We start from the raw sequence: 23,216 nt of genomic DNA on the forward strand, positions 1-23,216 counted from the left end.
CTATTTCAGGCTGGCTTGGACCTTTGTAGCCACATCCTCCGTCAACCAGGCCTTCCACACTTGCGGATGCTCTTTGAGAAACGCCTGTGCCACTTCGCGCGGCGAGGTGTGCTTTTCGCTCATGGTTGCCAGGGCTTCGTTCAACGGTCCAATTGGAAACTCGACCTTTTCGAAGAACCCGGCAATCTGCGGATATTCCTTCTGGAACGGCGTGGACACGCCAATGCTCAGTTTGGACGCCAACGAACGCGTCGGCTTGGGGTTGGGGTTGTCGGCATCCGTCAGGGTCTTCCAGGCCTCGGCGTCGAAGGCAGGTTCCTCCAACTGGATCAACTTGTAGCGCCCCATCAGTGGGGTCGGCGACCAGTAGTAAAACAGGATTGGCTTGCCACGGCGGATCGACGAGGCTATCTCGGCATCCAGCGCCGCGCCCGAACCGCTACGAAAGTTGACGTAGCTGTCCTCCAGGCCATAAGCCTTGAGCTTCTGCTTATTGACCACCTCCGAAGTCCAGCCGATAGGGCTGTTGAGGAACCGTCCCTTGCCGGGGGCCTCCGGCTCCTTGAACACATCTTTATAGCGCGCCAGGTCCTGTACGCTGCGCAGCTCAGGGGCCAGTGGCTTGATCCCTTTGTCCGGGTCGCCCTTGATCACGTATTCCGGGACCCACCAGCCTTCGGTCGCGCCCTTGACGGTATCGCCCAGGCCAACCACCTTGCCTTCAGCCTCAGCCTTGACCCACACCGGGCTGCGGCCCGCCCATTCCTCGCCGATCACCTGGATATCATTCTTGGCCAGGGCGGTTTCCAGGGTGATGGTGGTACCGGGCAGGGTATCGGTGGGCAAGTCGTAGCCCTTCTCGACAATAAAGCGCAGTACTTCGGTGATCAGGCTGCCACTTTCCCAATTCAGGTCGGCAAAATGAATGGGCGCCTGGGCAGCCGCTACCGGTGCGGCCGCCATCGACAGGCCCGCGGCGGTAAGGGATGCTGCCAACAGCGCTCGTATTGCTTTCATGCCTTTGCACCTCGCGTTTACACAGCCATGGCGGATGGCTTTGCTGTCATGCGAAAGCCCTGAATAATTAAGTCCACCCAACTGTAGTAGAGGTTCAACCGATTGCCGGTGCGCTCGCTTATTACTCGCTGGCCTTGAAAGTCACCAGTTCACCCTTGCGCCACTTGGCGGCCTTGCCGGTCACGGCCTTGAGGGTCTTGCTCAGGCCTTCTTGCAGTTGTTCATTGGCGGCGAACACCAGCATCACGCTGTGACCTTCCTTGAACACAATGCCCTCGCCCTGCGCCGTGGAAACAAACGCGTAGTCACCCAGGCCATAGACCGTCAACTTGATATCGCGAAACTTCAGCTCGAACTTGCCACCTTCACGGCTGGGCAGGACTGCGGCGCGAAAGTGATCGCCGACCTTGAGCTCCAGGCGAGGTTTGTCATCCACCACCAACGCTGTTTCGGTATCGATTTCAGCAATGTAAATGCCTTCCGGGGTTTGTTCCGTGATGTAAACAAACCGCGACTGAAACTGCTTAACCAACTTCGCGCGCAAATCACCCAGCACGAACAATGCGTGCATATCCAGATTACTAACTGCCAAGGAAACGCCCCCACATCTAAAAAAGCGCCGCCCGCCCAGGGCAGACAGCACAAAAAAGGCCGATACGGCACGGTACATTAAAAAACTGAAGTTGATTCCCGCCAGACTCGTACAGCCGTGCCTGACAGCCCTTGTACAAGGTCGTCAGGCGGTGCAGGAAATCACAGGTTTATCGGCCAGAGAATACTGGACGCCCCACTTCAGAGAATACCCCATTTGAAAGGGTGGTTTTCCGACAGCCAAAAACCAAGGAAAAACGTTGGATGGAACCGAACGCGGGCTGCCGACAACAATATTAGAACAGCAACGCGGCTTAAAACCACCCGAAATGCTGCAAGCAGGTCAACAGATCAACAGGAGCTCGCCATGCAAAGACTTCATCGCGAACCGACACTGACTCGCGACACCTTATCGCGCAAGGATAGCGCGCTATTCTACAGCGTGTATGCCCACAACGCGTGCCCGGATTTCGCCCTGTATCGGGTCGTCCCGGCGGGCAAGAATTTTTTCCATATCCTGGAAGTGCCCAGCGGTCGGATCAAGGGCTTTCGCAGTGACCATAACAAGGCCTGCGCCCTGGCCAAGGAGTTGGAAGCCCTCCTCTGCATCAATGCCCGTTGACACGTGACTCAAGCAAAATCGAACTATGCGCGCTGGCACGCCTCCCATGGGAGTAGAGACTTAACTATCGTGGAGAATGACATGGACGCGCCAACGCATACCTTGCAAGACCTGTTCGAACAGTTGGGGTTGGAGGCCTCGCCTGCTGCTATCGACACGTTTATCGGTGAACATCCCCTGGCAGAGACTGTGAAGCTGATCGACGCGCCCTTCTGGACCCCGCAACAGGCGCAGTTCCTCAAGGAAGAACTGCGCGAAGACGCGGACTGGGCGATTGCCGTGGATGAGCTGAACCAGCGCCTGCACCAGAGCGTATAACCTGCAGTCAGTGCAGGCGGTCTGAGCGCTCCAGGTCCAGCAGCGCCTGCCAGGCCGCGCGGCATTCCTGGGCTTCGTCGCGACTGGCGAAGGCCGTGCCGCGCTGTTCACCGTTGAGCAACACCACCCAGCAGGCCCTCAGGCCCAGCGCACGCAGGGTCTGTGGCACACCGCTGCCAATCATCACCGCTACATCGACTTTGCTTTGCATGGAAGTTCTCCGCAGGATTAGTTAGCTAGCTAACAATGTGCAGCATCTTAAGCTGTTCCTCACGCCGGAAAAAGCTATCGGCGTAAAAGCTTCCTTGCATAACACGCAACAATCCGTGCCTGGGCCTAGTGCGCGCCAGCCTGCCCCTCAGGCTTATAGCCCAGGCGCAAGCCGCCCCAATGCCGGCCGCTGACCATGATCGGCACGGACAGATCGTGCATCAACTCGCCGGTATCACGGGTATAGGTCTGCAACAGCACAGCCTGCTGGTGGCTGCCGCAGCGGATGCCGGTGCGGTCTTCAAACTTGCGCTTGGTGCGATTGTTCACCGCGTCCACCTGAACATCTCCGGTAAGCGCCTGGGAAAACACCTTGTTGTGCGTCGGCACATAGCCCTGTGGCGTGCAGGCAATCGCGAACACCAGGCCTTCGTGCCGGGGCAGCAAGGCTTCCTGGATAGCGGGCAATACCTGGTCGGTGTAGCCGTCGAAACGGCTGTGGTACTTGGTCGGCTGGCTGTTGGCAATCGGTGTGTAGCTGCGATTGAACAAGTCATCGAGGCTGATGCGGTTCTGCTGGACATCCGCCTCGAACTGCGCGGCGATGCGGCTCGCGCCTTCGCGGGCGAGGTCGTAGATGCGCTGGTGATAATCGTCCAGGCCGACTTCGGCCAGGCGCTCGCTGATCGTTTCGGCCTGCCCTTCCATTTGTATGGCGGCCTCGGCCAACTGCTGGGTCTGCTGGTCGCTGACGGTCAGGTCGCTGCGCATCTGCTCCACCGCATGGAACAGGCTGTCGAGCTGCACCCGATTGGTCTCGGTGCCCTGGGCAATCGCGTTGACCTGGCCTTCCACCCCCGCCGCCAACGTGGCAATGCTCTCCAGTTGCTCGCCGGCGTGCTCCACTTGCTCGACACCGGCCTGCAGATCCACGGACAACTGGCGGATTTGCTCCACCACCTGGGCGGTGCGCTGCTGGATGTCCGCCACCATCACCCCGACTTCGTCGGTGGCAGTCGCCGTACGGCCGGCCAGGCCGCGCACCTCATCGGCCACCACGGCGAACCCGCGCCCATGCTCACCGGCCCGGGCGGCTTCAATGGCGGCATTCAAGGCCAGCAGGTTGGTCTGGCTGGCAATCGACTGAATCACCAGGGTCACGCGCTGGATCTCTTCGCTGCGCTGGCTCAGGGCCTCGATCAATTGCCGGCTGTCGCTGGCGCGCTGGCTGAGTTGATGCATGCGGCTGATGGACTCTCCGAGCACCGCGCGCCCCTCGGTGCTGCGCTGATGGGCCTGGCCCGCCGCGCCGAGGGCTTCACGACTGAGCTGGGACGTCAGTTGCTCAGTGCCAATCATCACTTCGGCACTGCTGACGATTTGCTGGGCGGCGCCCAATTGCGATTGCAGGCGGGCCGCCAGTTGCTTGACCGAATAGGCCACGCCGGCGGCTGACAGCGCGTTATGGCTGGTGGTGTAGGACAGATCGCGGGTCAACGCGCCAATGGCATCCTCGACGACAGCCGGCGCAAGGCTGCGGGCCGGCTTTTTCAGCAGCGGTAGCCAGACCAGCAACAGGGCCACGGGCACGCAGAGGTACATCGACAGGTCGGCAAACGCCAGGCCCGACAATACCAGCACCAGGGCGATGCTTTGCAGGAACGGTGTGACCCAGCCAGGCAGTTGGCGGCTCACCGCGTGCGGCACCACGGCGGCGCCCATCAGAGATCCATCCCCAGCCATGCTTGTTACCCCACTGCTTGTCATTATTGTCTCTGCATTAAACGCCACTAATTGGCCATTATCTATGGGCCTTTGGTGTTAGGGCTTGCAGCAGATCAATAGACGGGGGGATGACACGCGCAGGATCACTGCAGGAGCCAGCTTGCTGGCGATAGCGGTGTTGATCGACCGCCTTCGCCAAGCCAGCTCCCTACACAATCAAACAGATCAGGCTTGGCGCTGATGCTTGTCGATTTGCTCGTGGCGCTCTTGCGCTTCGATGCAGTACTTGGTGGTCGGGCTGATCAGCAGGCGCTTGAGGCCGATAGGCTCGCCGCTGTCATCACACCAGCCAAAGGAATCTTCCTTGATACGGCCCAGGGCCTGTTCAAGTTGCGGCAGCATGCGCTGGTCGCGGTCGATGGCGTTGACCAGCCAGGTGCGCTCTTCTTCTACCGAAGCAGCGTCAGCAGGGTCAGCCGGGGTGTCCAGGCTTTCAATGGCGATGCGGTTCTGCTCAATGCGCTCGTGGTGCTCGACTTTCATGTCTTGCAACAACTGCTCGAAAAAAGCGTGCTGCTCGGCATTCATGTAGTCATCCGCCGGCATGGCCAGCAACTTTTCCTTTGTCATTGATTTCTCTATAAAAAATACGTGCATTAAGGCGAATAAGGGAGCGTTCCGGCCAACCTCTGCAGGTCGGGGAAAGACGCCGTCCATTCCAAGCGCCACCCGGCACTCAATTTACGAGGGGCGGCAGTCTACGGCTGACTTGAGGGCGCAGCAACTGAAATGACAGGCAATTTGTCCGACATTCCCCCAAAAGGCACCAGGACGGGCTCGGCAGGTGGTTATCGGAGTGCGTTTATAGCAAGAAATTCAGTGTTGTGGAGCTATATAGAAGACAAACGGTTGGCGGTGCATAAATGTAGGAGCGGGCTTGCCCGCTCCCACACAAACAAGCCCCACTTTTTGATTCAAATCTCGCTCAGCGCTTGAGCTTGCGTTTATTGCGATACTGGTCGATCACCACCGCCACCACGATGATCAGGCCCTTGATGATGTCCTGGATGTACGCGTCCACCCCCACGAAGGTAAACCCGCTGGCCATCACCCCGAGGATCAGCGCGCCAATCACCGTGCCGGTGATGCGCCCTACCCCGCCCGCCAGGCTGGTGCCGCCGATCACCGCAGCGGCAATCGCGTCCAGCTCATAAGACATGCCCATCCCCGCCTGCCCGGTAGCCGCCCGAGCCGAGGCAACCACACCCGCCAACCCGGCCAGCAGCCCGGCAATGCTGTAGACAATGATCAGGTGCCGCTTGACGTTGATCCCCGAGGTACGCGCCGCCTGCATATTGCCGCCGATGGCGTAGGTGTACTTGCCGTACTTGGTGTAGCGCAAGGCAATGTGGAAGATCACCGCCACCACCAGAAAGATGATCACCGGCATCGCGCCATGGCCGATGGCCGTGTAGGAATCCGACAACATGCTCACCGGCTGGCCTTCGGTGTAATAACGCGCCAGGCCACGGGCCGAGACCATCATGCCCAAGGTCGCAATAAACGGCGGGATGCCGGTAATGGCGATGATGCTGCCGTTGATCGCCCCCGCCAGCAGGCCCACGCCCAGGCCGGCCACCACCGGGATCCACACTGGCAAGTCCGTCAGCGATGGAAACACCGCGCGGGAAAAGTCCGAGGTTTGCGCCAGGCTCGCGGCAATCATTGCCGACAACGCCAGCACCGAGCCCGACGACAGGTCGATCCCCGTGGTAATGATCACCTGGGTCACGCCAATCGCCAGCAAGCCGATGATCGACACCTGCAGGATCATCAGCACCAGGCGCTGGGAGTTCATCAAAAAGCTCTGGTCACGCACGATCCAGCCAAACACTTCGAACACCAGGCCGATACCGATCAGCACCAGGAAAATGCTCAGCTCGGTAGGAAACCGCCGCCGGCTCTTGACCGGTGCCGCAGCGGGCTTTTTTTCCTCGGGTTTGCTTTCCAGTATTGCGTTCATTACCCGTCACCTTTTTTATTCGTTAGTGGACTGCCGTCATACCGGAAGCCAACTGCATGACTTTTTCCTGGGTGGCCTCGGCCCGGTCCAGGGTGCCCATCAACTCGCCTTCGTGCATCACCATCACCCGGTCACTCATGCCCAGCACTTCCGGCAGTTCCGAAGAAATCATGATCACCGCCATGCCCTCGCTGGCCAGGAAGGCAATCAGGCGATAGATCTCGGCCTTGGCCCCGACATCGATGCCACGGGTCGGCTCATCGAGGATCAACAGCCGTGGCTGGGTCATCAACCAACGGGCCAACAGGGCCTTTTGCTGATTGCCGCCCGACAGGGTGTCGATGCACTGCTCAAGGGAGGGGGTTTTTACCCGCAGCTTCTTGCACATGTCCTCGCACAAGGCCCGCAGGGCTTTTTGCTGGATAAAGCCCTTGCCCGAGTAATGGGGCAGCACGGCCATTTCCATGTTTTCCAGGACTGACAGGCACGGGAACAGGCCACTGAGCTTGCGGTCCTCGGTCAACAGCGCAAAACCCTGCTTGATCGCCATGTGCGGGTCGCTGATGCGCAGCACCTGGCCGTCGAGGCGGATCTCGCCGCCGTCGCTTGGGGTAATGCCGAAAATCGTTTCCGCCACATTGGTGCGGCCCGAGCCCATCAGCCCGGCAATGCCGAGGATCTCGCCGGCATGCAGGTCAAAGGACACGCCCTGGAACACCCCGTCCAGGCGCAGGTCGCGCACCGACAGCAGCAACTCGCCGATGGGTTTGTCGCGCACCGGGAACAGTTGGCTCAATTCGCGCCCGACCATCATCGAGATCAGGCTGTCGCTGTCCATGCTGTCGGCGCGTTGCAGGCCGATATAGGCGCCATCGCGAAACACCGCCACCTCATCGGCAATGGCAAACACTTCATTCATTTTATGGGTGATATAGATGATGCCTTTGCCCTGGGCCTTGAGGTCGGCAATGATCGAAAACAGGTGGGCCACTTCCTTGTCGGTAATCGCCGACGTCGGCTCATCCATGATCAGGATGTCGGAGTCGTAGGACACCGCCTTGGCAATCTCCACCATCTGCCGCTCGGCAATGCTCAAGTTGCCAACCTGCTCCTCGGGGTCGAGGTTGATCCGCAGCCGCGCCAGCAACTGCGCAGTGCAACGGTGCATGGCCCGGTGATTGACCAGGCGCAGGCCATTGAGCTGCTCGCGGCCGATCCAGATGTTCTCGGCGATGCTCATATGGGGCATCAGGTTGAGTTCCTGGTGGATCATCGCGATGCCCGACTGCAAGGCGGCCAGGGGGGTATCAAACACCACCGGCTTGCCCCGCAGGCGGATTTGGCCGGCGTCGGGCTGGTAGATGCCGGCGATGATTTTCATCAGCGTCGACTTGCCGGCACCGTTCTCTCCCATCAGCGCCAGGACCGAGCCGGGGCGCACCCGCAGTTGCACATCGTCCAGGGCCACGACGCCGGGAAAACCTTTGCTGATATGGGCGATTTCCAGCAGGTAAGGCTCTTCTAGACCTGCGGGCTGCAAAGCAGTCGCTTGAGCGAGCATATCGGGGCTCCATCGGCAGGGCGATTGCGACCGCCCTGCGGGCTTATTGTTGTTATTGAACGCTACTTGAACGACGCGACATTGTCCGGGGTGATCAACTGGAACGGCACCACGACGTTTTGCTCGACCGCCTCGCCCCTGGCCATTTTCACCGCCGCCTCCACCGAACCGACCGCCTGCCCCTTGGCATCCTGGAACACCGAGAGCGCCATCTCGCCCTTGGTAATCGCATTCAAGCCGTCGGGCGTGCCATCGACGCCGCCAATCAACACGCTGCCCGGTTTGACGCCCGCGGTTTTCAAGGCCATGGCCGCGCCAATCGCCATTTCGTCATTGTTGGCCACGACCGCATTGAACTCGCGGCCCTGGGTCAGCCAATCGTTCACCAGGGTCATGCCCTTGTCCCGCAGCCAGATCCCGGTCTGCTCCTGTTCAATCTTGATGTCCGGGTATTTGCCGAGGACCTCCTTGACGCCCTTGGTGCGATTGGTCGTCGAGTTGTTGGCCAGGTCACCCAGCAGAATCACGATTTTGCCTTTGCCGCCCAGTTTCTCGGCCAGGTACTGCATTTGCAGTTTGCCGGCCTCGACGTCATTGGACGTCACCGTCACCACCCCTTTGGGCAGGTCGGTCTGATCCGGGCGGCGGTTGACGTAGACCAGCGGGATACCGGCTGCCACCGCGGCCTTGGTAATGCGTGCGGTGGAGGCGGTGTCCACCGGGTTGACCACCATGGCATCGACTTTCTGGCTGATAAAGTTCTCGACCTGGCTCAGTTGCTTGACCACGTCGGCGCGGGCATCTTCGAACTGCAGTTGCACGCCGTCGCCCTTGGGGTAGGACTTGGCTTGCTTGTCCATATCCTCACGCAGGTAGGTGAGGAAGGTGTCGTCGAACTGCGACATGCTGACGCCAATCTTGATATCGGCGGCCGCGGCCACGCCGCTGGCAAGCAGCATCGACAAGGCCAGCGAGGCGAAACGGATCTGGGTCTTCATGAACGGTCTGTCTCCACTTTCTTGTTGGTTTTCTGGACGTAGCGTTTATCAGAGCGATGAGTTGGCAGCAGGCAGCCGTACCACGGGCGCCCCCGGAATGCAGCACACCAGGGCGCCCTTGCTTTCGATGCAAAGGACATTGAGAAAAGAGAAATAGAAGGGCCGTGCGCGGGGCGGGAAGGCAGTACGTAACACTCGCAGTACAGCGTTGAAGATTTTCATCTGACGGTACCTGGTTGTTTTTTTATCTTGTTTTTGTTGAGCCCACCGCGTCCTTTATAAAGGAAGGCCGGGACAGACTTTCAGCAACCTGGAAATGACTTTATTGGAAAATAATTTCCATATCAACTCATTTTAGAATTTTATTCTATTTCCACTCTACCCCTTCCAGCGTGGCCATCTCCACCACTTGCCGGCGCTCGGCGCTGAGCCTGGCGGCATCCAGCACGCAGGTGGCTTCCCAGGCATCCCTGGCCTGCACCGGCAGTTCGCCCTGGCCCTGGACTGCGCTTTGCAATTGGCGATAGAACTGGTTCCAGGCGCCCTTTTGCGAAGGGATCCGCTCGCGTTCCGCGCCTTGTTCGAACCAGCCCCAGCGGCGATGGTCTTCGGCGCCCCAGTGTTCACCTTCGGTCTTCGGATTCTTGCCGGCCAGCAGCGCCTGTTCCTGGCCATCCAGGCCTTCGACGGTGTAGCAGCCCGCCGTGCCGTTCACTCGAAAACGCGGGGCCTGGCTGTTTTGCAGGGCGCTGCCCCACAGGTGGGAAATCACCCCGTTGGCGTGGGTCAGGCAGACAAAGAAGCCATGATCGACCGTGGGATGCTCGGCGCTGTACTGCAATTGCGCATACACCAGCTCTACCGGACCGAACAGCTGCAAGGCCTGGTCCACCAGATGGCTGCCCAGATCCCGCAGGAACCCGCCGCCGCTGGCGTTGCCCACCGCTTGCGGGCTGTAGCGCTCTACCCTGGATTCAAAGCGGGTGATAGTACCCAGGGCGCCAGCCTCGATCAGCTTGCGCAGGGTCAGGTAGTCCGAATCCCAGCGCCGGTTCTGGTAGACGCTGAGTTTTACCCCTTCACGTTCGGCGGCGCTAATCAGCGCCCGCGCCTGCTCGGCATTGGCGGCGAAGGGTTTGTCGCTGACCACCGCCACACCATATTCAATGGCCTCCAGCACCAGGGCCGGGCGGCCCTTGAGGGTGGTGGAGATCACCAGCACCTCCACCCCGGCTTCGACGATCTGCGCGATGCTGTCGAATGCCGGCACCCCGGGATGCTCCGTCGCCAGTTGCTGGCGGCGCTCGGGGGCGCGGGTCACCACGCCAACGAAGATTGCCCCGGGCAATGTGGCGATCAGCGGGGCATGAAAAAAACGGCCACCGTGGCCGTATCCAACCAGTCCGATTCGCATGAACCAACTCCTCTCGTGATCTGCAAACCCAATCAAAATGTAGGAGCTGGCTTGCTTGCGATAGCGGTAGATCAGTCAAGTATTTCTAACCTGATCCACCGCTATCGCAGGCAAGCCAGCTCCTACATTGACCGCGCTAGCCGTAGAATGCCGGGCGCTGCGGCAAGCTGACCGCAACGATCTGCCCACTGCCCTGGGCCTCGATACACGCATCCGCCGCCACCGCCGCCGCAAAACCATCCCAGGCTGAAGGCCCCCCCACCTGACCGGCGCGCACGCCATCGATAAAGGCCTGCAACTCGACGTCATAAGCGCCAATAAAACGGTCTTTCCAATCCATCAAAATTGCATTCGATAGCTTGGCGCCGCTGCGCAGTTGCACCTGGGACGGCTCTGGCAATTTGGCAATGCCCGTCTCCCCCACCACTTCACACTGGATGTCGTAGCCGTACTGGCAGTTCACAAACACTTCCACATCGATCCGCGTACCCCTGGCGGTTTCCAGCAGCACGATCTGCGGGTCGCGCAAATGGCTCAGGGCCTTGCTGGTTTTACGCGGGAACACCACCTGCACTGACACATAGTCATCGGCCAGCAGCCAGCGCAGCACGTCCAACTCGTGGATCAAGGTGTCGGTGATGGCCATGCCGGTGTTGTAGTTTCCCCCCACCGTCGGGTTGCGGTGGGCGCAGTGCAGCATCAACGGTTCGCCGATCTGGCCGCTGTCGATCACCGCCTTGAGCGCCTGGTAGCCCTGGTCATACGGGCGCATGAAACCGACCTGGACCAGGCGCTTGCCGTGGGCCACTTCCGCCTCGACGATCTTGCGACAGCCTTGGGCCGTGACAGCCAGGGGTTTTTCACAGAACACCGGTTTGCCAGCTGCGATAGCCGCCAGCACAAATTCCTCATGGCTGGGGCCCCAGGAGGTGACCAGCACCGCCTCGACCTGCGCCGAATGGATCAGCGCATGACCGTCGGCGTACACCTCGGCGTTCAGTTGCAGGTCAGCCACCACCTGGGCCGCCTGCTCAAGGTTGATATCGGTGACCGCCACCACCTGGCTGTTGAGCAAGGTCTGGCTGCACCGGCGGATATGGTCCCGGCCGATGGCGCCCGTACCGATCACACCCAGCTTCAAAGACATGGCAACGCTCCTCTTATGGTCAGTACTGCCGGGCCTTGGCCAGGCGTTCATTGAGTTGTTTGGCGCAGGCATTGGTGCGTTCGCTGGTGGACACCTGCGCCACGCCAACCCGCCACCACGACAGGTAGCCGTGGATCATGGTCTTGGGCAGCACCTTGATATCGATCAGCGTCGACACGCTCTGCGCGCGTGCATCGGCCAGCGCGGCGTGCAGCTGTGCAACCGTCGTGACCTTGTAGGTCTTGCAACCATAGGCCGCCGCGCTCATGGCGAAATCCACCGGCACCAGGCCGCCATCGAGCTTGCCGCTGTCGGGGTTGCGGAAGCGGAACTCGGTGCCGAAGCTGTCCATGCCATTGCCCATCTGCAGGTTGTTGATGCAACCGAAGGCCATGTTGTCCAGCAGCACCACGTTAATCTTGCGCCGCTCCTGGATCGAGGTAGCCAGCTCCGAATGCAGCATCATGTAGGAGCCATCGCCCACCAGGGCGTAGACCTCGCGCGCAGGCTCGGCCAGCTTCACCCCCAGGGCCGCGTTGATCTCGTAGCCCATGCACGAATAGCCGTACTCGACGTGGTAGGTGTTGACGCCCTTGCTGCGCCAACTGCGCTGCAAATCCCCCGGCAGGCTGCCGGCGGCGGCCACAATCACCGCGTCGTCGGCCAGGGTCGCGTTAAGCACACCCAGTACCTGACTCTGGGTCAGGCAGGAGCCGGTCAGCTCGATGAATTCGCGTAGCACCGCCGCATCCATGTGGTCGTTGATCTCGGGGCTGAAGTCGGCGTCGGTGTAGCGCGCCTGATAGACCCGGTCCACTTCGGCATCCCCCTGCGCACGGGCCTGGCGGGGCTGCTCGCCCCATTGCGTGGCGTAATCGCCCAGCGCGTCGGCCAATGCCAGCAGCCCGACCCTGGCATCTGCCAGCACCTGGACACCGTCGAGCTTCAGCACATCACCAGGGCTGATATTGAGGTTGAGAAACTGCACCTCGGGATGTTGGAACAGCGATTTCGACGAGGTGGTGAAGTCGCTGTAGCGCGTGCCGATGCCGATGATCAGGTCGGCATCCCGGGCCAGCAGGTTGGCGGCCAGGCAGCCGGTTTCACCGATGCCGCCGACATTCAGCGGGTGGCTGGAGACGATGGCGCTCTTGCCGGCCTGGGTCTCGGCAAAGGGGATCTGAAAGCGCTCGGCAAACGCCTGCAGCGCGGCATTCGCGCCGGAGTACTTGACCCCGCCCCCGCAGATAATCAGCGGCTTGCGCTTGGACTTGAGCAGCGCGGCAGCGTCGCGCAGCATCGCTTCGGTGGCCGGGCGTCGGTCCAGGCGGTGCACGCGTTTTTGCAGGAAGTAATCGGGGTAATCCCAGGCCTCGGCCTGCACGTCCTGGGGCAAGGCCAGGGTCACGGCGCCGGTTTCGGCCGGGTCGGTCAGTACGCGCATGGCGTGGATCGCCGCACTCATCAACTGTTCAGGGCGGTTGATGCGATCCCAGTATTTGCTCACGGCGCGAAACGCATCGTTGGTGCTGATGCTCAGGTCATGGAATTGCTCGATCTGCTGCAACACCGGGTCGGGCTGGCGACAGGCATACACATCGCCGGGCAGCAGCAACAAAGGGATGCGGTTGGCGGTGGCGGTTGCCGCGGCGGTCAGCATATTCGCCGCGCCGGGGCCGACCGAAGCGCTGCAGGCGTAGACCTTGCGCCGCAGGTGCTGCTTGGCAAACCCAATCGCGGCATGGGCCATGCCCTGCTCGTTGCGGCCCTGATGCACCACGATCTCGCCACTGTCTTGCTCCAGGGCCTGGCCCAGGCCCAGCACATTGCCGTGGCCAAAGATGGTGAACACCCCGGCGACAAACTTGCTTTGCACGCCATCGACTTCGATGTACTGGTTATCCAGGAACTTCACCAGGGCCTGGGCCATGGTCAATCGGGTTGTGCTCATGTTTGGCCCCCTCGGCGCCTACGGGTTAAAGATCCAGCAACCAACTGTGCTGCGGGTCATTGTGAAAGTGCCAGGCGCGCTTGGGGCCGGCCATCACGTTCAGGTAATACGATTCGTAGCCATAGGGCACGCTGACCGGGTGATAACCCTTGGGCACCACCACCAGGTCGTGGTTTTCCACGGCCATGGCCTGGTCGATGCTGCGGTCGTCGGTGTACACCCGCTGGAACACAAAGCCCTGGGAGGGGTTGATCTGGTGGTAATAGGTCTCTTCAAGAAAGCTCTGGTGCGGCAGATCATCGGTATCGTGCTTGTGCGGTGGGTAGCTAGATGAGTGCCCGGACGGCGTACGCACCTCCACCACCAGCAGCGAATGGGCCGGCTCGCTGTCGGGCAGGATGTCGCAGACGTAGCGGGTGTTGGCGCCCTTGCCGCGCACACTGCGCCGGCACTGCTCGGGGCGGATCAGCCGGGGCGCGAGACCGGCGGCAAGGGCGCCGGGCGCGGCGCAGACGGCGATCTGCACATCGCTCAGGGCTGTCACCTGGGCCCGCGTGCTGGGCGGCAGATAAGCTGCGAACGGCGACTTATCCTCGAACACCGACTGGCGATCCCCGAGGTTTTGCCAGCTGAAGGCCTCGCCTTCGATGGTCACCCGGCCGCTGAGCAGCACCAGGCACAGCTCGTCGTCGTTGGCGCTGACCGGCAGTGTTTGCCCCAGGCTCAGGCGGTAAGCGGCAAACCCTACATATTCCAGACGCCCCTCTGGCAGCGCGACCATGGTTGGCCCGCGCGGGGTGCTTTTGACCAGCAGGCTCATTGTGCAGCCCTCGCATCCAGCAGCGCGCGCAAGGTATCAAAGCCTTTTTTCGCATAGATATAGCTGGGGGCCACGGCCGGGTCCTGCTCAGCCTCCACCACCAACCAGCCGCTGTAGCCAGCGCCCAGCAACACGTCCAGCAACTGGGCGAAGTCGATATCGCCATCGCCCGGCACCGTGAAGGTGCCGTTGACGATACAGTCGGGAAAGCTCCACAGCTGGTTGCGCGCCAGTTGCACCACCGGTTTGCGCACATCCTTGAAGTGCACATGGCAGATGCGGTCCAGATGCTTGCGCAGCACCTCGACCGGCTCGCCACCGCCCATGTAACAGTGCCCCGAATCGAACAACAGGCCGACCTCCGGGCCAGTGAGGCGCATCAGGGTGTCGATGTCCTCCGGGGACTCGACGTACGCGCCCATATGATGGTGGTAGGCCAGGCGCACGCCCTGGGACAGAGTAAAACGCGCAAGCTCAGTGAGCTTGTCGGCGTAGGCCTGCCATGCCTGTTCGCTGTGAAAGCGCGGGCGCTCGATCAGGCGGATCGGCGAGCCCTGGATCGAGTCGGCCACTTCACCGTAGACCAATACCGTGGCGCCGTTCTCGCGCAGCAGTTGCACATGGCTGGCGATGGCGTCGATTTCCTCGGCCACCGAGCGCCGGGCCAGGCGGCTGGAGTACCAGCCGGAGACCAGCGCCAGGTCGTAGGGGCGCAACACATCACCCACGCCCTTGGCGTCCTTGGGGAATTTGCCGTTGAGTTCGAAACCTTCGTAGCCGATGGCCTTGCCTTCGCTGAGCGCGGTGCTCAACGGCGTCTCGCCGCCCAGGGCCGGCAGGTCGTCGTTACTCCAGGAGATGGGGTTGATGCCAATACGGATTGCGGGCATGGCTGCACCTTTTATTGTTTTAACCTTGAGGCTGCTGAAATCTGCTTGTGTGGGAGCTGGCTTGCCGGTGCCCACATTTGAGCGTGTTTAAACTCTCGAGCTGCGCCAGGCCTGGATCAGTTGTTCGAAGGTCTGCTGTACCTGCTGGATCAGCGTTTCGTCGTCGATTTCCCCTGCCATCCACGCCCTGCTCGGCTCCTGGAAGATCGTGCGGCCCACGGCAAACCCGCGGCAGGTCCGGCTCTGGCTGGCCTGCTGGAAGCCCTCGGCCAAAGATTGCGCCGGCGCATTCAGGCCCAGCAATACCACGCCCCGGCAATAGGGGTCGCGTTCCTCGATCAGTTCATCGAGCTGGTGCCACTGCTCGGCCGACTGCGCCTCAATCTTCCACCACGCCGGGTAGATACCCAGGTTGTACAGGCGCTTGAGGCTGCGATAGAGCACATCCGGGTAGGTCGAAGGGTGATCCTTGGGCGGCACCACTTCCAGCAGCAGTTCGTGGCCGCTGGCTTGCGCGGCTTGATACAGGCCCTTGAGCTGCGCTTCCTGTTCCAGGCGCAACAAGGGCTCGTCGTCGGGGTGAAACTGCACCAGGCACTTGATGATCTGCTCCTGGGGCCAGCCGATCAGGTTACTGCCGATCGAGCGCCCGTGTTCGAACGCCAGCGGCCGCGAACCCTGGACCTCTACCGGGCGCGCGACCCACCAGCCACGGCCGGTGGCGGCGTTCAGCGCGTCCTGGCCAAAGCGCTGGTCGGCCAAAATACCCACATCGGCCTCCACACCCTGCTCGTGCAGTTTGCCTTCTACGCGTTCTACCGCCTGGATAAACAGTTGCTTGATCGCACTGATCCGCGCCGGGTCCTGGCCGCCTTTTTGCGCCAGCTCCAGCAGTTGCCAGCGATGGTCGAAAGCAAACACAAACAGCTGCTTCCAGGCCTTGCGCGGCACGCTGACCTGATGCAAGCGCTGTAATACCGGGTCCTGGTCCGGGCGAGTGATGGGCACCGGGCTGCTGAACAGGTAGTGGAGTTCTGCAAGCGTCGGCATCGCCGGGGCGCAGGCATGGCGCGACACCACCAACCCGCCGCAGGCATTGGCCAGCTGGCAGCAGCGCGGGTCATCGGCCTCGTTCAGCCAACCACTGAGAAAGCCGGCCATAAACGCATCGCCGGCCCCCAGCACGTTAAGCACCTCGACCCGCACCCCGGGATAGATCGCGCCGTCTTCCAGGCGCGCCGGGATCGCCCCGTGAATCACCGTGCAACCCTGCGGGCCGAGCTTGACCACCAGGGTCGCCGCCGTCAGTTGGCGCACCGTGCGCAAGGCGCTTTGCAGATCGTGGCTGGCGCCGGCAATCAGGAACTCTTCCTCGGTGCCGACAATCAGGTCAAAGCGCGGCAGGATCCCTTGCAGATGCTGGCTGACGCTCTGGTCGGCGACAAAACGGGTCTCGCCGTCAGCCTTGCCCGCCAGGCCCCAGAGCACCGGGCGGTAGTCAATATCGAGCACGCGCTTGACCCCGTGTTGCTCGGCGTAATCCAGGGCCTGGAGGCTGGCCTGGTACACGCCGTCGGTGGAAAAGTGAGTGCCGGTGATCAGCAGCGCCTTGCTGCTGGCAATAAAGGCTTCGCTGATATCGGCGGCACACAGGGCCATATCGGCGCAGTTTTCGCGGTAGAACACCAGGGGGAAGGTTTCGCGGTCCTTGAGGCCCAGCAGCACCATGGCGGTCAGGCGCTGTGGGTCGACGGTGATGCCACTGACATCACAGCCCTCGCGCACCAGCGACTCCACCAGAAAGCGCCCCATGTGATCGTCACCGACCCGGCTCAACATCGCCGACTTGAGCCCCAACCGCGCAGTGCCGAAGGCGATGTTGGCGGAGGAGCCGCCCAGGTACTTGGCAAAACTGGCGACATCTTCCAGGCGCGCCCCGACTTGCTGCGCATAGAGATCGACGCCCAGGCGCCCAAGACAAATCAGATCCAATTGACGCCCACTGGCAAAACGAGTCTGGCCCATGCTGGCTCCTGTTATTTTTATCAGCCCGCGCCTGCCGTCGTGACGGCGACGCTCTTGGTGGATGCAGACTAGGACGTCCGGCGCCAGCAATCAATATTTATTCTATAAATATTTTATGTGGAATATATTTTCCATTAAGATATTTTTTGCCGCCTTCCCTGTAGACTTGCGCCCATCGACCTATTGTCATGGGCGAGGTGCGCCTCACCTGCCCTGTAAGAACAAGCCAGAAGGATTGCCTATGTCCCGCTCCGATCAGCAGGCTCCCGCCGAGATGCTCGCCAGCCCTCCGATCAATGCCGAGCGTCTGTTGCAGCTGATCACCGACGAATACGAAAGCCTGCCCCGCCAGCTCAAGCGCATCGCCAGCTACATGAGCCAGCAGAGCGATCGGATCATGGTCGACCGCATCAGCGACATCGCCCGGGAATGCGAAGTCCATCCTTCGGCCATCGTGCGGTTTTCCCAGCGCTTTGGTTTCAGCGGGTTCAGTGAGATGCAGGCGCTGTTTCGCGAGGCGTATACCCACAAGACCACGCCGGTGCAGAACTACCAGCAGCGCATCCGCAGCATGATCGCCAACAAGTCGCAGAAAGCCAGCGCTGGCGACCTCGCCCGGGAATGCGTGAATGCCACACTGTCCGGCATCGAGCGCCTGGGCCTGGAACTGGACGATGCAGCCTTCGAGAAAGCCGTGGACCTGGTGGTCAACGCCGACAATATCTACGTGGTCGGGGTGCGCCGCTCTTTTGCGGTGGCCGACTACCTGGTCTACAACCTGCAGCACACCAACAAGCGCATCCACCTGGTCTCGGGCCTGGGTGGCAGCTATCGCGAGCAGATGCGCAGCGTGCGCGCCAATGACCTGGTGATCGCCATCAGCTTCACGCCCTACGGCAAGGAAACCCAACACTGCCTGCGTATCGCCCAGCATCACCAGGCCAAGACGCTGATCATCACCGACAGCAACCTGTCACCGCTGGCCAAGCGCGCCAACACGGTGTTGCTGGTCAATGAAGGTTCCTCGTTTGCATTCCGCTCGCTCAGTGCCACGCTGTGCCTGTGCCAGGCGCTGTTTATTGCGGTGGCGTACCGGCTGGAGTTGAAGGTCGATGAGATTCACGAACAGGTGGGGTTTGACGACTGATAAAAAGGCCGCCCCTGCCATGCAGGAGCGGCCTTGATCAAGCGGGTACGCGGGTTAGTGCATGAAGATCGCGATCAGGATAATGACCGGGATCGGCACACCGAGGAACCACAGCAGTAATGAGCGCATGACGTTCTCCTTGAATTAACGAATGGTTTCCAGATACACCACGGCATCCCGGCGGCGACCGCCGAAGGTCGCGGCGAAACTGGCGAAGAAGGCACCGAGCAACAGCGCGACGAAGGTCCACAGCGAGGTCACCGCGGCGATCTTGCTGGCGGTATCGGCGGCCTGTTTGGCCTTCAACTTGGCATCTTCCAGGGCTTTGCGGGCATCACCGTAGACCTGGTCGACACGCCGCTCGGCATCGGCCTGGCTGAGGTTGGTGCGCTGGCTGATCAACTGCGCCAGGTAAGTACGGTCTTGCGGCGCCAACTGGCCGTCGTTGCCCAGGGTGCGGGCGAAAATCCGCGCCACCACGCCATGCACCGCATCGTCACTGGCAGCGGCCGGGCGATCATCGCGGAACAGGCTGTCGACGTAGTAGCCGAAGTCATCGCCATTGGCCGCGTTGCCGGCAGCCTGGGTCAAGCCGCTGGCGGCACCCGAAACCACGCTCGCACCGGCCTGCACACCGCCGCCGACAATGCTGCTGACCGAGCCGACCACCAGGGTCGCGGTCACCAGCGTGGCCACGGCCCAGGACAGAAAGCCGTGGGCGGTGTCGCGAAAGTACACCTCATCGCCATGCATATTGGCCCATTTGACCCGCAGCCGGCCGGCGATATATCCGCCCAGCCCCGCCGCGACAATCTGGGTAAAGGCCAGCCAGACAATCGTGGAAATGCCCAGGCCCTTGGCGCTGATGCCGCTGTCGGCCCACGGCGACACCGCCGAAAACCCCAGGCCGAAGCCCAGCAACACCAGGACCAGGGATAACGCAGCGGCAGCTGCGGCCCCGGCAAAGATCGCCCCCCAGGAAACCCCGGAGAGCGTGCTCGACTCTTGCAAAGTGGATGAGGATGTCATCATTGTTGTTGTGCTCCAGGCATTGAAAAATGGTGTTACATCTGTCGGAAAGGACAGTGCAGGCGGCGTGCCAGTCGCCGTTAAAATAAAAACCTATTAATTTCAATGAGATTAAGTAGGTTGAACTTCCTAGGATCATGCAACTTGCAAGAACGCAGGTTAAGTGGCGGGCGTTATGCATTCCCACGCCATCCGCCACCCATGTGGGAGCGGGCTTGCTCGCGAAGACGTCAGCCCAGCAAACATTGATGTTGACTGACCCACCGCTTTCGCGGCGATGCGGCGATCCGACAAGCCCGCTCCCACAGGGGATCTGCGTTTAACTGACTGGCTTAGGGCAAGCCCGCTCCCACATTGACCGAGGCCTACATGAATTTTCTTTTAGAAACCTCGCTATCATTTCTTGGCAAAATGCCCCCCACTCCCGTGTGACCAGGTAACCCTTATGACCCGCATTTTGACCATCGAAGACGACGCCGTGACGGCTCGCGAGATCGTCGCCGAGCTGAGCAGTCATGGACTGGACGTGGACTGGGTCGACAACGGCCGCGAAGGCCTGACGCGGGCAGTCAGTGGCGACTACGACCTGATCACCCTCGACCGTATGCTCCCGGAGCTCGATGGCCTGGCCATCGTCACCACTTTGCGCACCCTCGGCGTGTCGACGCCGATCCTGATGATCAGCGCCCTCTCCGACGTGGATGAACGGGTGCGCGGCCTGCGGGCCGGTGGCGATGATTACTTGACCAAACCCTTTGCCTCCGACGAGATGGCCGCGCGGGTCGAGGTGCTGCTGCGCCGTAACAATGCGCTCAAGGCCGCGCAAACCGCGCTGCGCGTGGCCGACCTGGAATTGAACCTGATCAGTCGCGAAGCCAGTCGCGCCGACCAACCCCTGAGCCTGTTGCCCACCGAGTACAAGCTGCTGGAATTCCTGATGCGCAACACCGGGCAAATCCTCTCGCGGATGATGATCTTCGAGGAAGTCTGGGGTTATCACTTCGACCCGGGCACCAACCTGATCGACGTGCACATTGGCCGCCTGCGCAAGAAAATCGACCCGCCGGGCCTGACGCCACTGATCCGCACGGTACGAGGTTCGGGCTATGTCATTGCTGAACCCGTCTAACGGCTGGCGCTCGTCCAGCAGCCGCCTGCTGGCCCTGTACAGTTCGCTGTTCGTGGCCTGGAGTTGCATCCTCATGGGGGTGCTGTACTACGAAGTCTCGGGTTACCTGGGCGACCTGTCGCGCCATTCGCTGATGCAGCGCCAGCATCTGTTCCAGCGCTTCGAAGGCGCGCAACTGGATGAAGCCCTGGCCACCAGCATGACCTTCGATATGAAGGGCATTGACGCCTATGGCTTGTTCGATGGCCAACAGCGCCCCCTCAGCGGCCCGCTCCAGCAAATCCCCCCAGGCCTGCCCCTGGACGGGCGCATCCATGCCTTGGCCAACTGCATCGAATCGGATGACCCGAAACTGCCCCGGGGCAGTTGCGACGCGGTGGCGACCCACACCCAGGATGGCCGCTGGCTGGTGCTGGTGCGCGATAACGGTTCATTGCTGGGCGTGACAAGGATCATCCTGCAAGCCCTGCTCTGGGCAATCTCCCTGACCATCATCCCCGGCGTCGCCGGCTGGCATCTGCTACGCCGGCGCCCGTTGCGGCGGATTCGCGGGATCCAGGCCAGCGCCGAAGCCATCGTCGCCGGCGACCTGACCCACCGCCTGCCGCTGTCCAACCGCCGCGACGAACTGGACATGCTCGCCGCCATCGTCAACGCCATGCTTGAGCGCATTGAAAAACTGATGAACGAGGTCAAGGGCGTGTGCGACAACATTGCCCACGACCTGCGCACCCCACTGACCCGCTTGCGCGCGCAGTTGTACCGGATCAAGCAACAGGCCAGCGAGGAGTCCCCCCTGGCCCTGCAGCTCGATACAGTGATCAGCGAGACCGACACGCTGATGGCGCGTTTTCGCGGTTTGCTGCGTATTTCCGAGCTGGAGGACCGTCAACGACGCTCCGGCTTCCTGGTCTTCGATCCCCTGCCGTTGCTCCAGGAACTCCATGACTTCTACCTGCCCCTGGCGGAAGAAGGTCAGTTGGAACTGCTGCTGCAAGTCCCCGAAGCATTGCCACCGATTACCGGTGACCGGGCACTGCTGTTCGAGGCCCTGGCCAACCTGCTGAGTAATTCGATCAAGTTCACCCCGCCGGGCGGCGAGGTGATTCTGCGCGGGATCGACGTTGCTGGCAGCACGCGCATCGAAGTCCTGGACAGCGGCCCAGGGATTCCCGAAGCGGAACGGGCGGCGGTGTTCCAGCGTTTCTACCGGGTCGATGAGGTTAACCAACAGGGCAGCTTTGGCCTGGGCCTGTCGATTGTGGCGGCGATCATCAACCTGCATGGCTTCCGTCTGGAAGTTGGCAGCAGCGAGCGTGGGGGCGCGCGACTGACCCTGGACTGCCGCACACACACCCCACTGTAGGCGCCGGCTGGCCGGCGATAGTGGCCGATCAGGCCGGGAAGTTCTTGCGCAGCGCCTCGACGCCGCCGGTGTAGACGCCGCTGAACAGCTCTTCAACCTCGGCATCCGTCACGCCTGCAACCGGAGTGAACACACCCGACCAGGTGACCTTGGCCGAATGCTCACCCAGCGCTTCAACCTGCAATGTCGCCAGATAGGCACTGACCGGAAACGGCGATTCGCTGAGGGTGTAGCTGTAGGTGCGCGCAACGTTATCGAAGGTCTGCAAGTGCTCGACCACCACCGCGCCATCCACGGTTTGCAGGTGCCGCACGCGCCCGCCTTCGCCCGGCTCGCTCTTGGCAATCAGCGGCAGCCAATCGGGCAACGAGTTGAACCCACCGACCAGTTGCCAGACTTGATCGGCCGACACCGGGATTTCAATGACAGCAGCAGCTTTGGCCACGATATAACTCCACGACTGGGAAAAAGTCAGGCAGCTTACGCTGCCTGGCGGTGTTGGCGCTATTGGCCGCTCAGCCGTGTGCCGACTTGGCACACTCGCAGCCGGTGGCCGACTCGCACGGTTCACCATGGGCATGGTGATCGGCACAACCCTGGCAGCAATAGCCCTTGCCGTCTTTGGTCACAGCGTTCTGCCCCAGTACACATTTGCAATGCGGGCAGGCACAGGTTGGATCTGGCATGATCAGACTCCTTTTTTTTGGTCGTCCCGGTGCAGCGAATGCCGGCACCTTTAGCAGTGACTGCGGGCCGCTGCCCTTGGTTCAGCGCCGTTAATCAGCCTGGCGCGTGCTGCTGCGATACATGAACACCAGGGCCAGCACCAGGCACAGCATCGCCAGCACCCGGCTGCCGGACAGTTCGATGGCCGTGTTGCCCATCCAGCCGAAGTTGTCGATCAACATGCCCATGGCCAATTGGCCGACGATCACCGCCACCGTCGCCACCGCCGTGCCCACGATCGGCACCGCGCCGACCATCACCATCATGTACACCACACCGAACAACGCCCCGGTCAGCTGCCACTTGGGCACCTCGAGCAGGCTGACGGCCTGGGCCGGCTCAAAAAACAGGATCAGCAGGCCGGTCACCAGCGTGCCCACCGAGAACGTCACCAGGCTGCTGCGCAGCACGCCGACGGTTTGCCCCAGGCGCCCATTGATCGCCGCCTGCACACTCAACACCGCGCCGGCGGCAACCACCAGCACCAACAATGCAATCAGATTCATC

At 61.5% G+C, this 23,216-nt stretch carries 23 protein-coding genes; 5 read left to right on the forward strand and 18 right to left on the reverse strand.

Annotated elements, in window-relative coordinates:
- On the reverse strand, positions 1 to 1,017 hold the full coding sequence (locus AC19YY_RS19810; protein WP_500604714.1) for an ABC transporter substrate-binding protein: 1,017 nt from the start codon (positions 1,015 to 1,017) through the stop codon (positions 1 to 3).
- A gap of 121 nt (positions 1,018 to 1,138) precedes the next feature.
- On the reverse strand, positions 1,139 to 1,609 hold the full coding sequence (locus AC19YY_RS19815) for a hypothetical protein (protein ID WP_076964285.1): 471 nt from the start codon (positions 1,607 to 1,609) through the stop codon (positions 1,139 to 1,141).
- A gap of 366 nt (positions 1,610 to 1,975) precedes the next feature.
- Here AC19YY_RS19815 and AC19YY_RS19820 point away from each other — a divergent pair, with 366 nt between their 5' ends.
- Together AC19YY_RS19820 and AC19YY_RS19825 are read left to right on the forward strand one after the other, a co-directional pair.
- A complete protein-coding gene (locus AC19YY_RS19820; RefSeq protein ID WP_169954704.1) occupies positions 1,976 to 2,230 on the forward strand; it encodes a hypothetical protein in 255 nt (84 codons plus the stop codon).
- A gap of 81 nt (positions 2,231 to 2,311) precedes the next feature.
- Positions 2,312 to 2,548 carry a DUF2789 domain-containing protein gene (locus AC19YY_RS19825; protein ID WP_169954722.1) on the forward strand — a complete coding sequence of 79 codons (237 nt, stop codon included), beginning with the start codon at positions 2,312 to 2,314 and terminating at the stop codon, positions 2,546 to 2,548.
- A gap of 7 nt (positions 2,549 to 2,555) precedes the next feature.
- On the opposite strand, the gene AC19YY_RS19830 is transcribed toward AC19YY_RS19825, so the two are convergent.
- The 12 genes from AC19YY_RS19830 to AC19YY_RS19885 all read right to left on the reverse strand — a co-directional run bounded on the left by AC19YY_RS19830 (position 2,556) and on the right by AC19YY_RS19885 (position 17,312).
- Positions 2,556 to 2,759 (reverse strand): hypothetical protein, encoded by a 204-nt coding sequence (locus tag AC19YY_RS19830; RefSeq protein ID WP_032861075.1) that lies wholly within the window; start codon positions 2,757 to 2,759, stop codon positions 2,556 to 2,558.
- A gap of 125 nt (positions 2,760 to 2,884) precedes the next feature.
- A complete protein-coding gene (locus AC19YY_RS19835) occupies positions 2,885 to 4,525 on the reverse strand; it encodes a methyl-accepting chemotaxis protein (RefSeq protein ID WP_492633443.1) in 1,641 nt (546 codons plus the stop codon).
- Positions 4,526 to 4,708: 183 nt separating this feature from the next.
- The gene (locus tag AC19YY_RS19840; RefSeq protein ID WP_010173153.1) at positions 4,709 to 5,113 is read right to left on the reverse strand and encodes a TraR/DksA family transcriptional regulator; all 405 of its coding nucleotides are present in this window, start codon (positions 5,111 to 5,113) and stop codon (positions 4,709 to 4,711) included.
- Between the two features lie 355 nt (positions 5,114 to 5,468).
- Positions 5,469 to 6,506, reverse strand: coding sequence for an ABC transporter permease (locus AC19YY_RS19845; protein ID WP_169954724.1), 1,038 nt, complete (start codon positions 6,504 to 6,506; stop codon positions 5,469 to 5,471).
- Positions 6,507 to 6,528: 22 nt separating this feature from the next.
- On the reverse strand, positions 6,529 to 8,067 hold the full coding sequence (locus tag AC19YY_RS19850) for a sugar ABC transporter ATP-binding protein (protein ID WP_169954725.1): 1,539 nt from the start codon (positions 8,065 to 8,067) through the stop codon (positions 6,529 to 6,531).
- A gap of 62 nt (positions 8,068 to 8,129) precedes the next feature.
- Entirely contained in the window at positions 8,130 to 9,065 is a 936-nt protein-coding gene (locus tag AC19YY_RS19855) for a sugar ABC transporter substrate-binding protein (protein WP_169954726.1), read from the reverse strand.
- 367 nt (positions 9,066 to 9,432) lie between these two features.
- Positions 9,433 to 10,479 (reverse strand): Gfo/Idh/MocA family protein, encoded by a 1,047-nt coding sequence (locus tag AC19YY_RS19860; RefSeq protein WP_172314512.1) that lies wholly within the window; start codon positions 10,477 to 10,479, stop codon positions 9,433 to 9,435.
- A gap of 136 nt (positions 10,480 to 10,615) precedes the next feature.
- A complete protein-coding gene (iolG, locus tag AC19YY_RS19865; RefSeq protein ID WP_170058425.1) occupies positions 10,616 to 11,626 on the reverse strand; it encodes a bifunctional inositol 2-dehydrogenase/D-chiro-inositol 1-dehydrogenase in 1,011 nt (336 codons plus the stop codon).
- Positions 11,627 to 11,645: 19 nt separating this feature from the next.
- A complete protein-coding gene (iolD, locus tag AC19YY_RS19870) occupies positions 11,646 to 13,577 on the reverse strand; it encodes a 3D-(3,5/4)-trihydroxycyclohexane-1,2-dione acylhydrolase (decyclizing) (protein ID WP_500604715.1) in 1,932 nt (643 codons plus the stop codon).
- A 25-nt stretch (positions 13,578 to 13,602) separates the two neighbouring features.
- Entirely contained in the window at positions 13,603 to 14,397 is a 795-nt protein-coding gene (gene iolB / locus AC19YY_RS19875; RefSeq protein ID WP_500604716.1) for a 5-deoxy-glucuronate isomerase, read from the reverse strand.
- On the reverse strand, positions 14,394 to 15,287 hold the full coding sequence (gene iolE / locus AC19YY_RS19880) for a myo-inosose-2 dehydratase (protein ID WP_169954731.1): 894 nt from the start codon (positions 15,285 to 15,287) through the stop codon (positions 14,394 to 14,396). The genes iolB and iolE overlap by 4 nt, the downstream gene beginning before the upstream one ends.
- Before the next feature lie 87 nt (positions 15,288 to 15,374).
- Entirely contained in the window at positions 15,375 to 17,312 is a 1,938-nt protein-coding gene (locus AC19YY_RS19885) for a bifunctional 5-dehydro-2-deoxygluconokinase/5-dehydro-2-deoxyphosphogluconate aldolase (protein ID WP_172314508.1), read from the reverse strand.
- Positions 17,313 to 17,553: 241 nt separating this feature from the next.
- Here AC19YY_RS19885 and AC19YY_RS19890 point away from each other — a divergent pair, with 241 nt between their 5' ends.
- Positions 17,554 to 18,459 (forward strand): MurR/RpiR family transcriptional regulator, encoded by a 906-nt coding sequence (locus tag AC19YY_RS19890; protein WP_169954733.1) that lies wholly within the window; start codon positions 17,554 to 17,556, stop codon positions 18,457 to 18,459.
- Positions 18,460 to 18,603: 144 nt separating this feature from the next.
- On the opposite strand, the gene AC19YY_RS19895 is transcribed toward AC19YY_RS19890, so the two are convergent.
- Complete coding sequence (locus tag AC19YY_RS19895) at positions 18,604 to 19,491, reverse strand: hypothetical protein (protein ID WP_169954734.1); 888 nt, start codon at positions 19,489 to 19,491, stop codon at positions 18,604 to 18,606.
- Positions 19,492 to 19,933: 442 nt separating this feature from the next.
- Here AC19YY_RS19895 and AC19YY_RS19900 point away from each other — a divergent pair, with 442 nt between their 5' ends.
- Positions 19,934 to 20,617 carry a response regulator transcription factor gene (locus AC19YY_RS19900; protein ID WP_169954735.1) on the forward strand — a complete coding sequence of 228 codons (684 nt, stop codon included), beginning with the start codon at positions 19,934 to 19,936 and terminating at the stop codon, positions 20,615 to 20,617.
- Positions 20,595 to 21,983: a sensor histidine kinase gene (locus tag AC19YY_RS19905; RefSeq protein ID WP_172314506.1), complete on the forward strand. Its 1,389-nt coding sequence runs from the start codon at positions 20,595 to 20,597 to the stop codon at positions 21,981 to 21,983. Before AC19YY_RS19900 ends, AC19YY_RS19905 begins: the two co-directional genes overlap by 23 nt.
- 28 nt (positions 21,984 to 22,011) lie before the next feature.
- On the opposite strand, the gene AC19YY_RS19910 is transcribed toward AC19YY_RS19905, so the two are convergent.
- From AC19YY_RS19910 to AC19YY_RS19920, 3 genes are all read right to left on the reverse strand, one after another.
- Positions 22,012 to 22,428: an SRPBCC family protein gene (locus AC19YY_RS19910; RefSeq protein ID WP_169954737.1), complete on the reverse strand. Its 417-nt coding sequence runs from the start codon at positions 22,426 to 22,428 to the stop codon at positions 22,012 to 22,014.
- Positions 22,429 to 22,498: 70 nt separating this feature from the next.
- Positions 22,499 to 22,669: a metallothionein gene (locus AC19YY_RS19915; RefSeq protein ID WP_169954738.1), complete on the reverse strand. Its 171-nt coding sequence runs from the start codon at positions 22,667 to 22,669 to the stop codon at positions 22,499 to 22,501.
- A gap of 90 nt (positions 22,670 to 22,759) precedes the next feature.
- On the reverse strand, positions 22,760 to 23,215 hold the full coding sequence (locus tag AC19YY_RS19920; RefSeq protein ID WP_169954739.1) for a DMT family transporter: 456 nt from the start codon (positions 23,213 to 23,215) through the stop codon (positions 22,760 to 22,762).
- Position 23,216 lies beyond the last annotated feature (1 nt).

The sequence above is a fragment of the Pseudomonas sp. MF09156 genome (genome assembly GCF_059862305.1).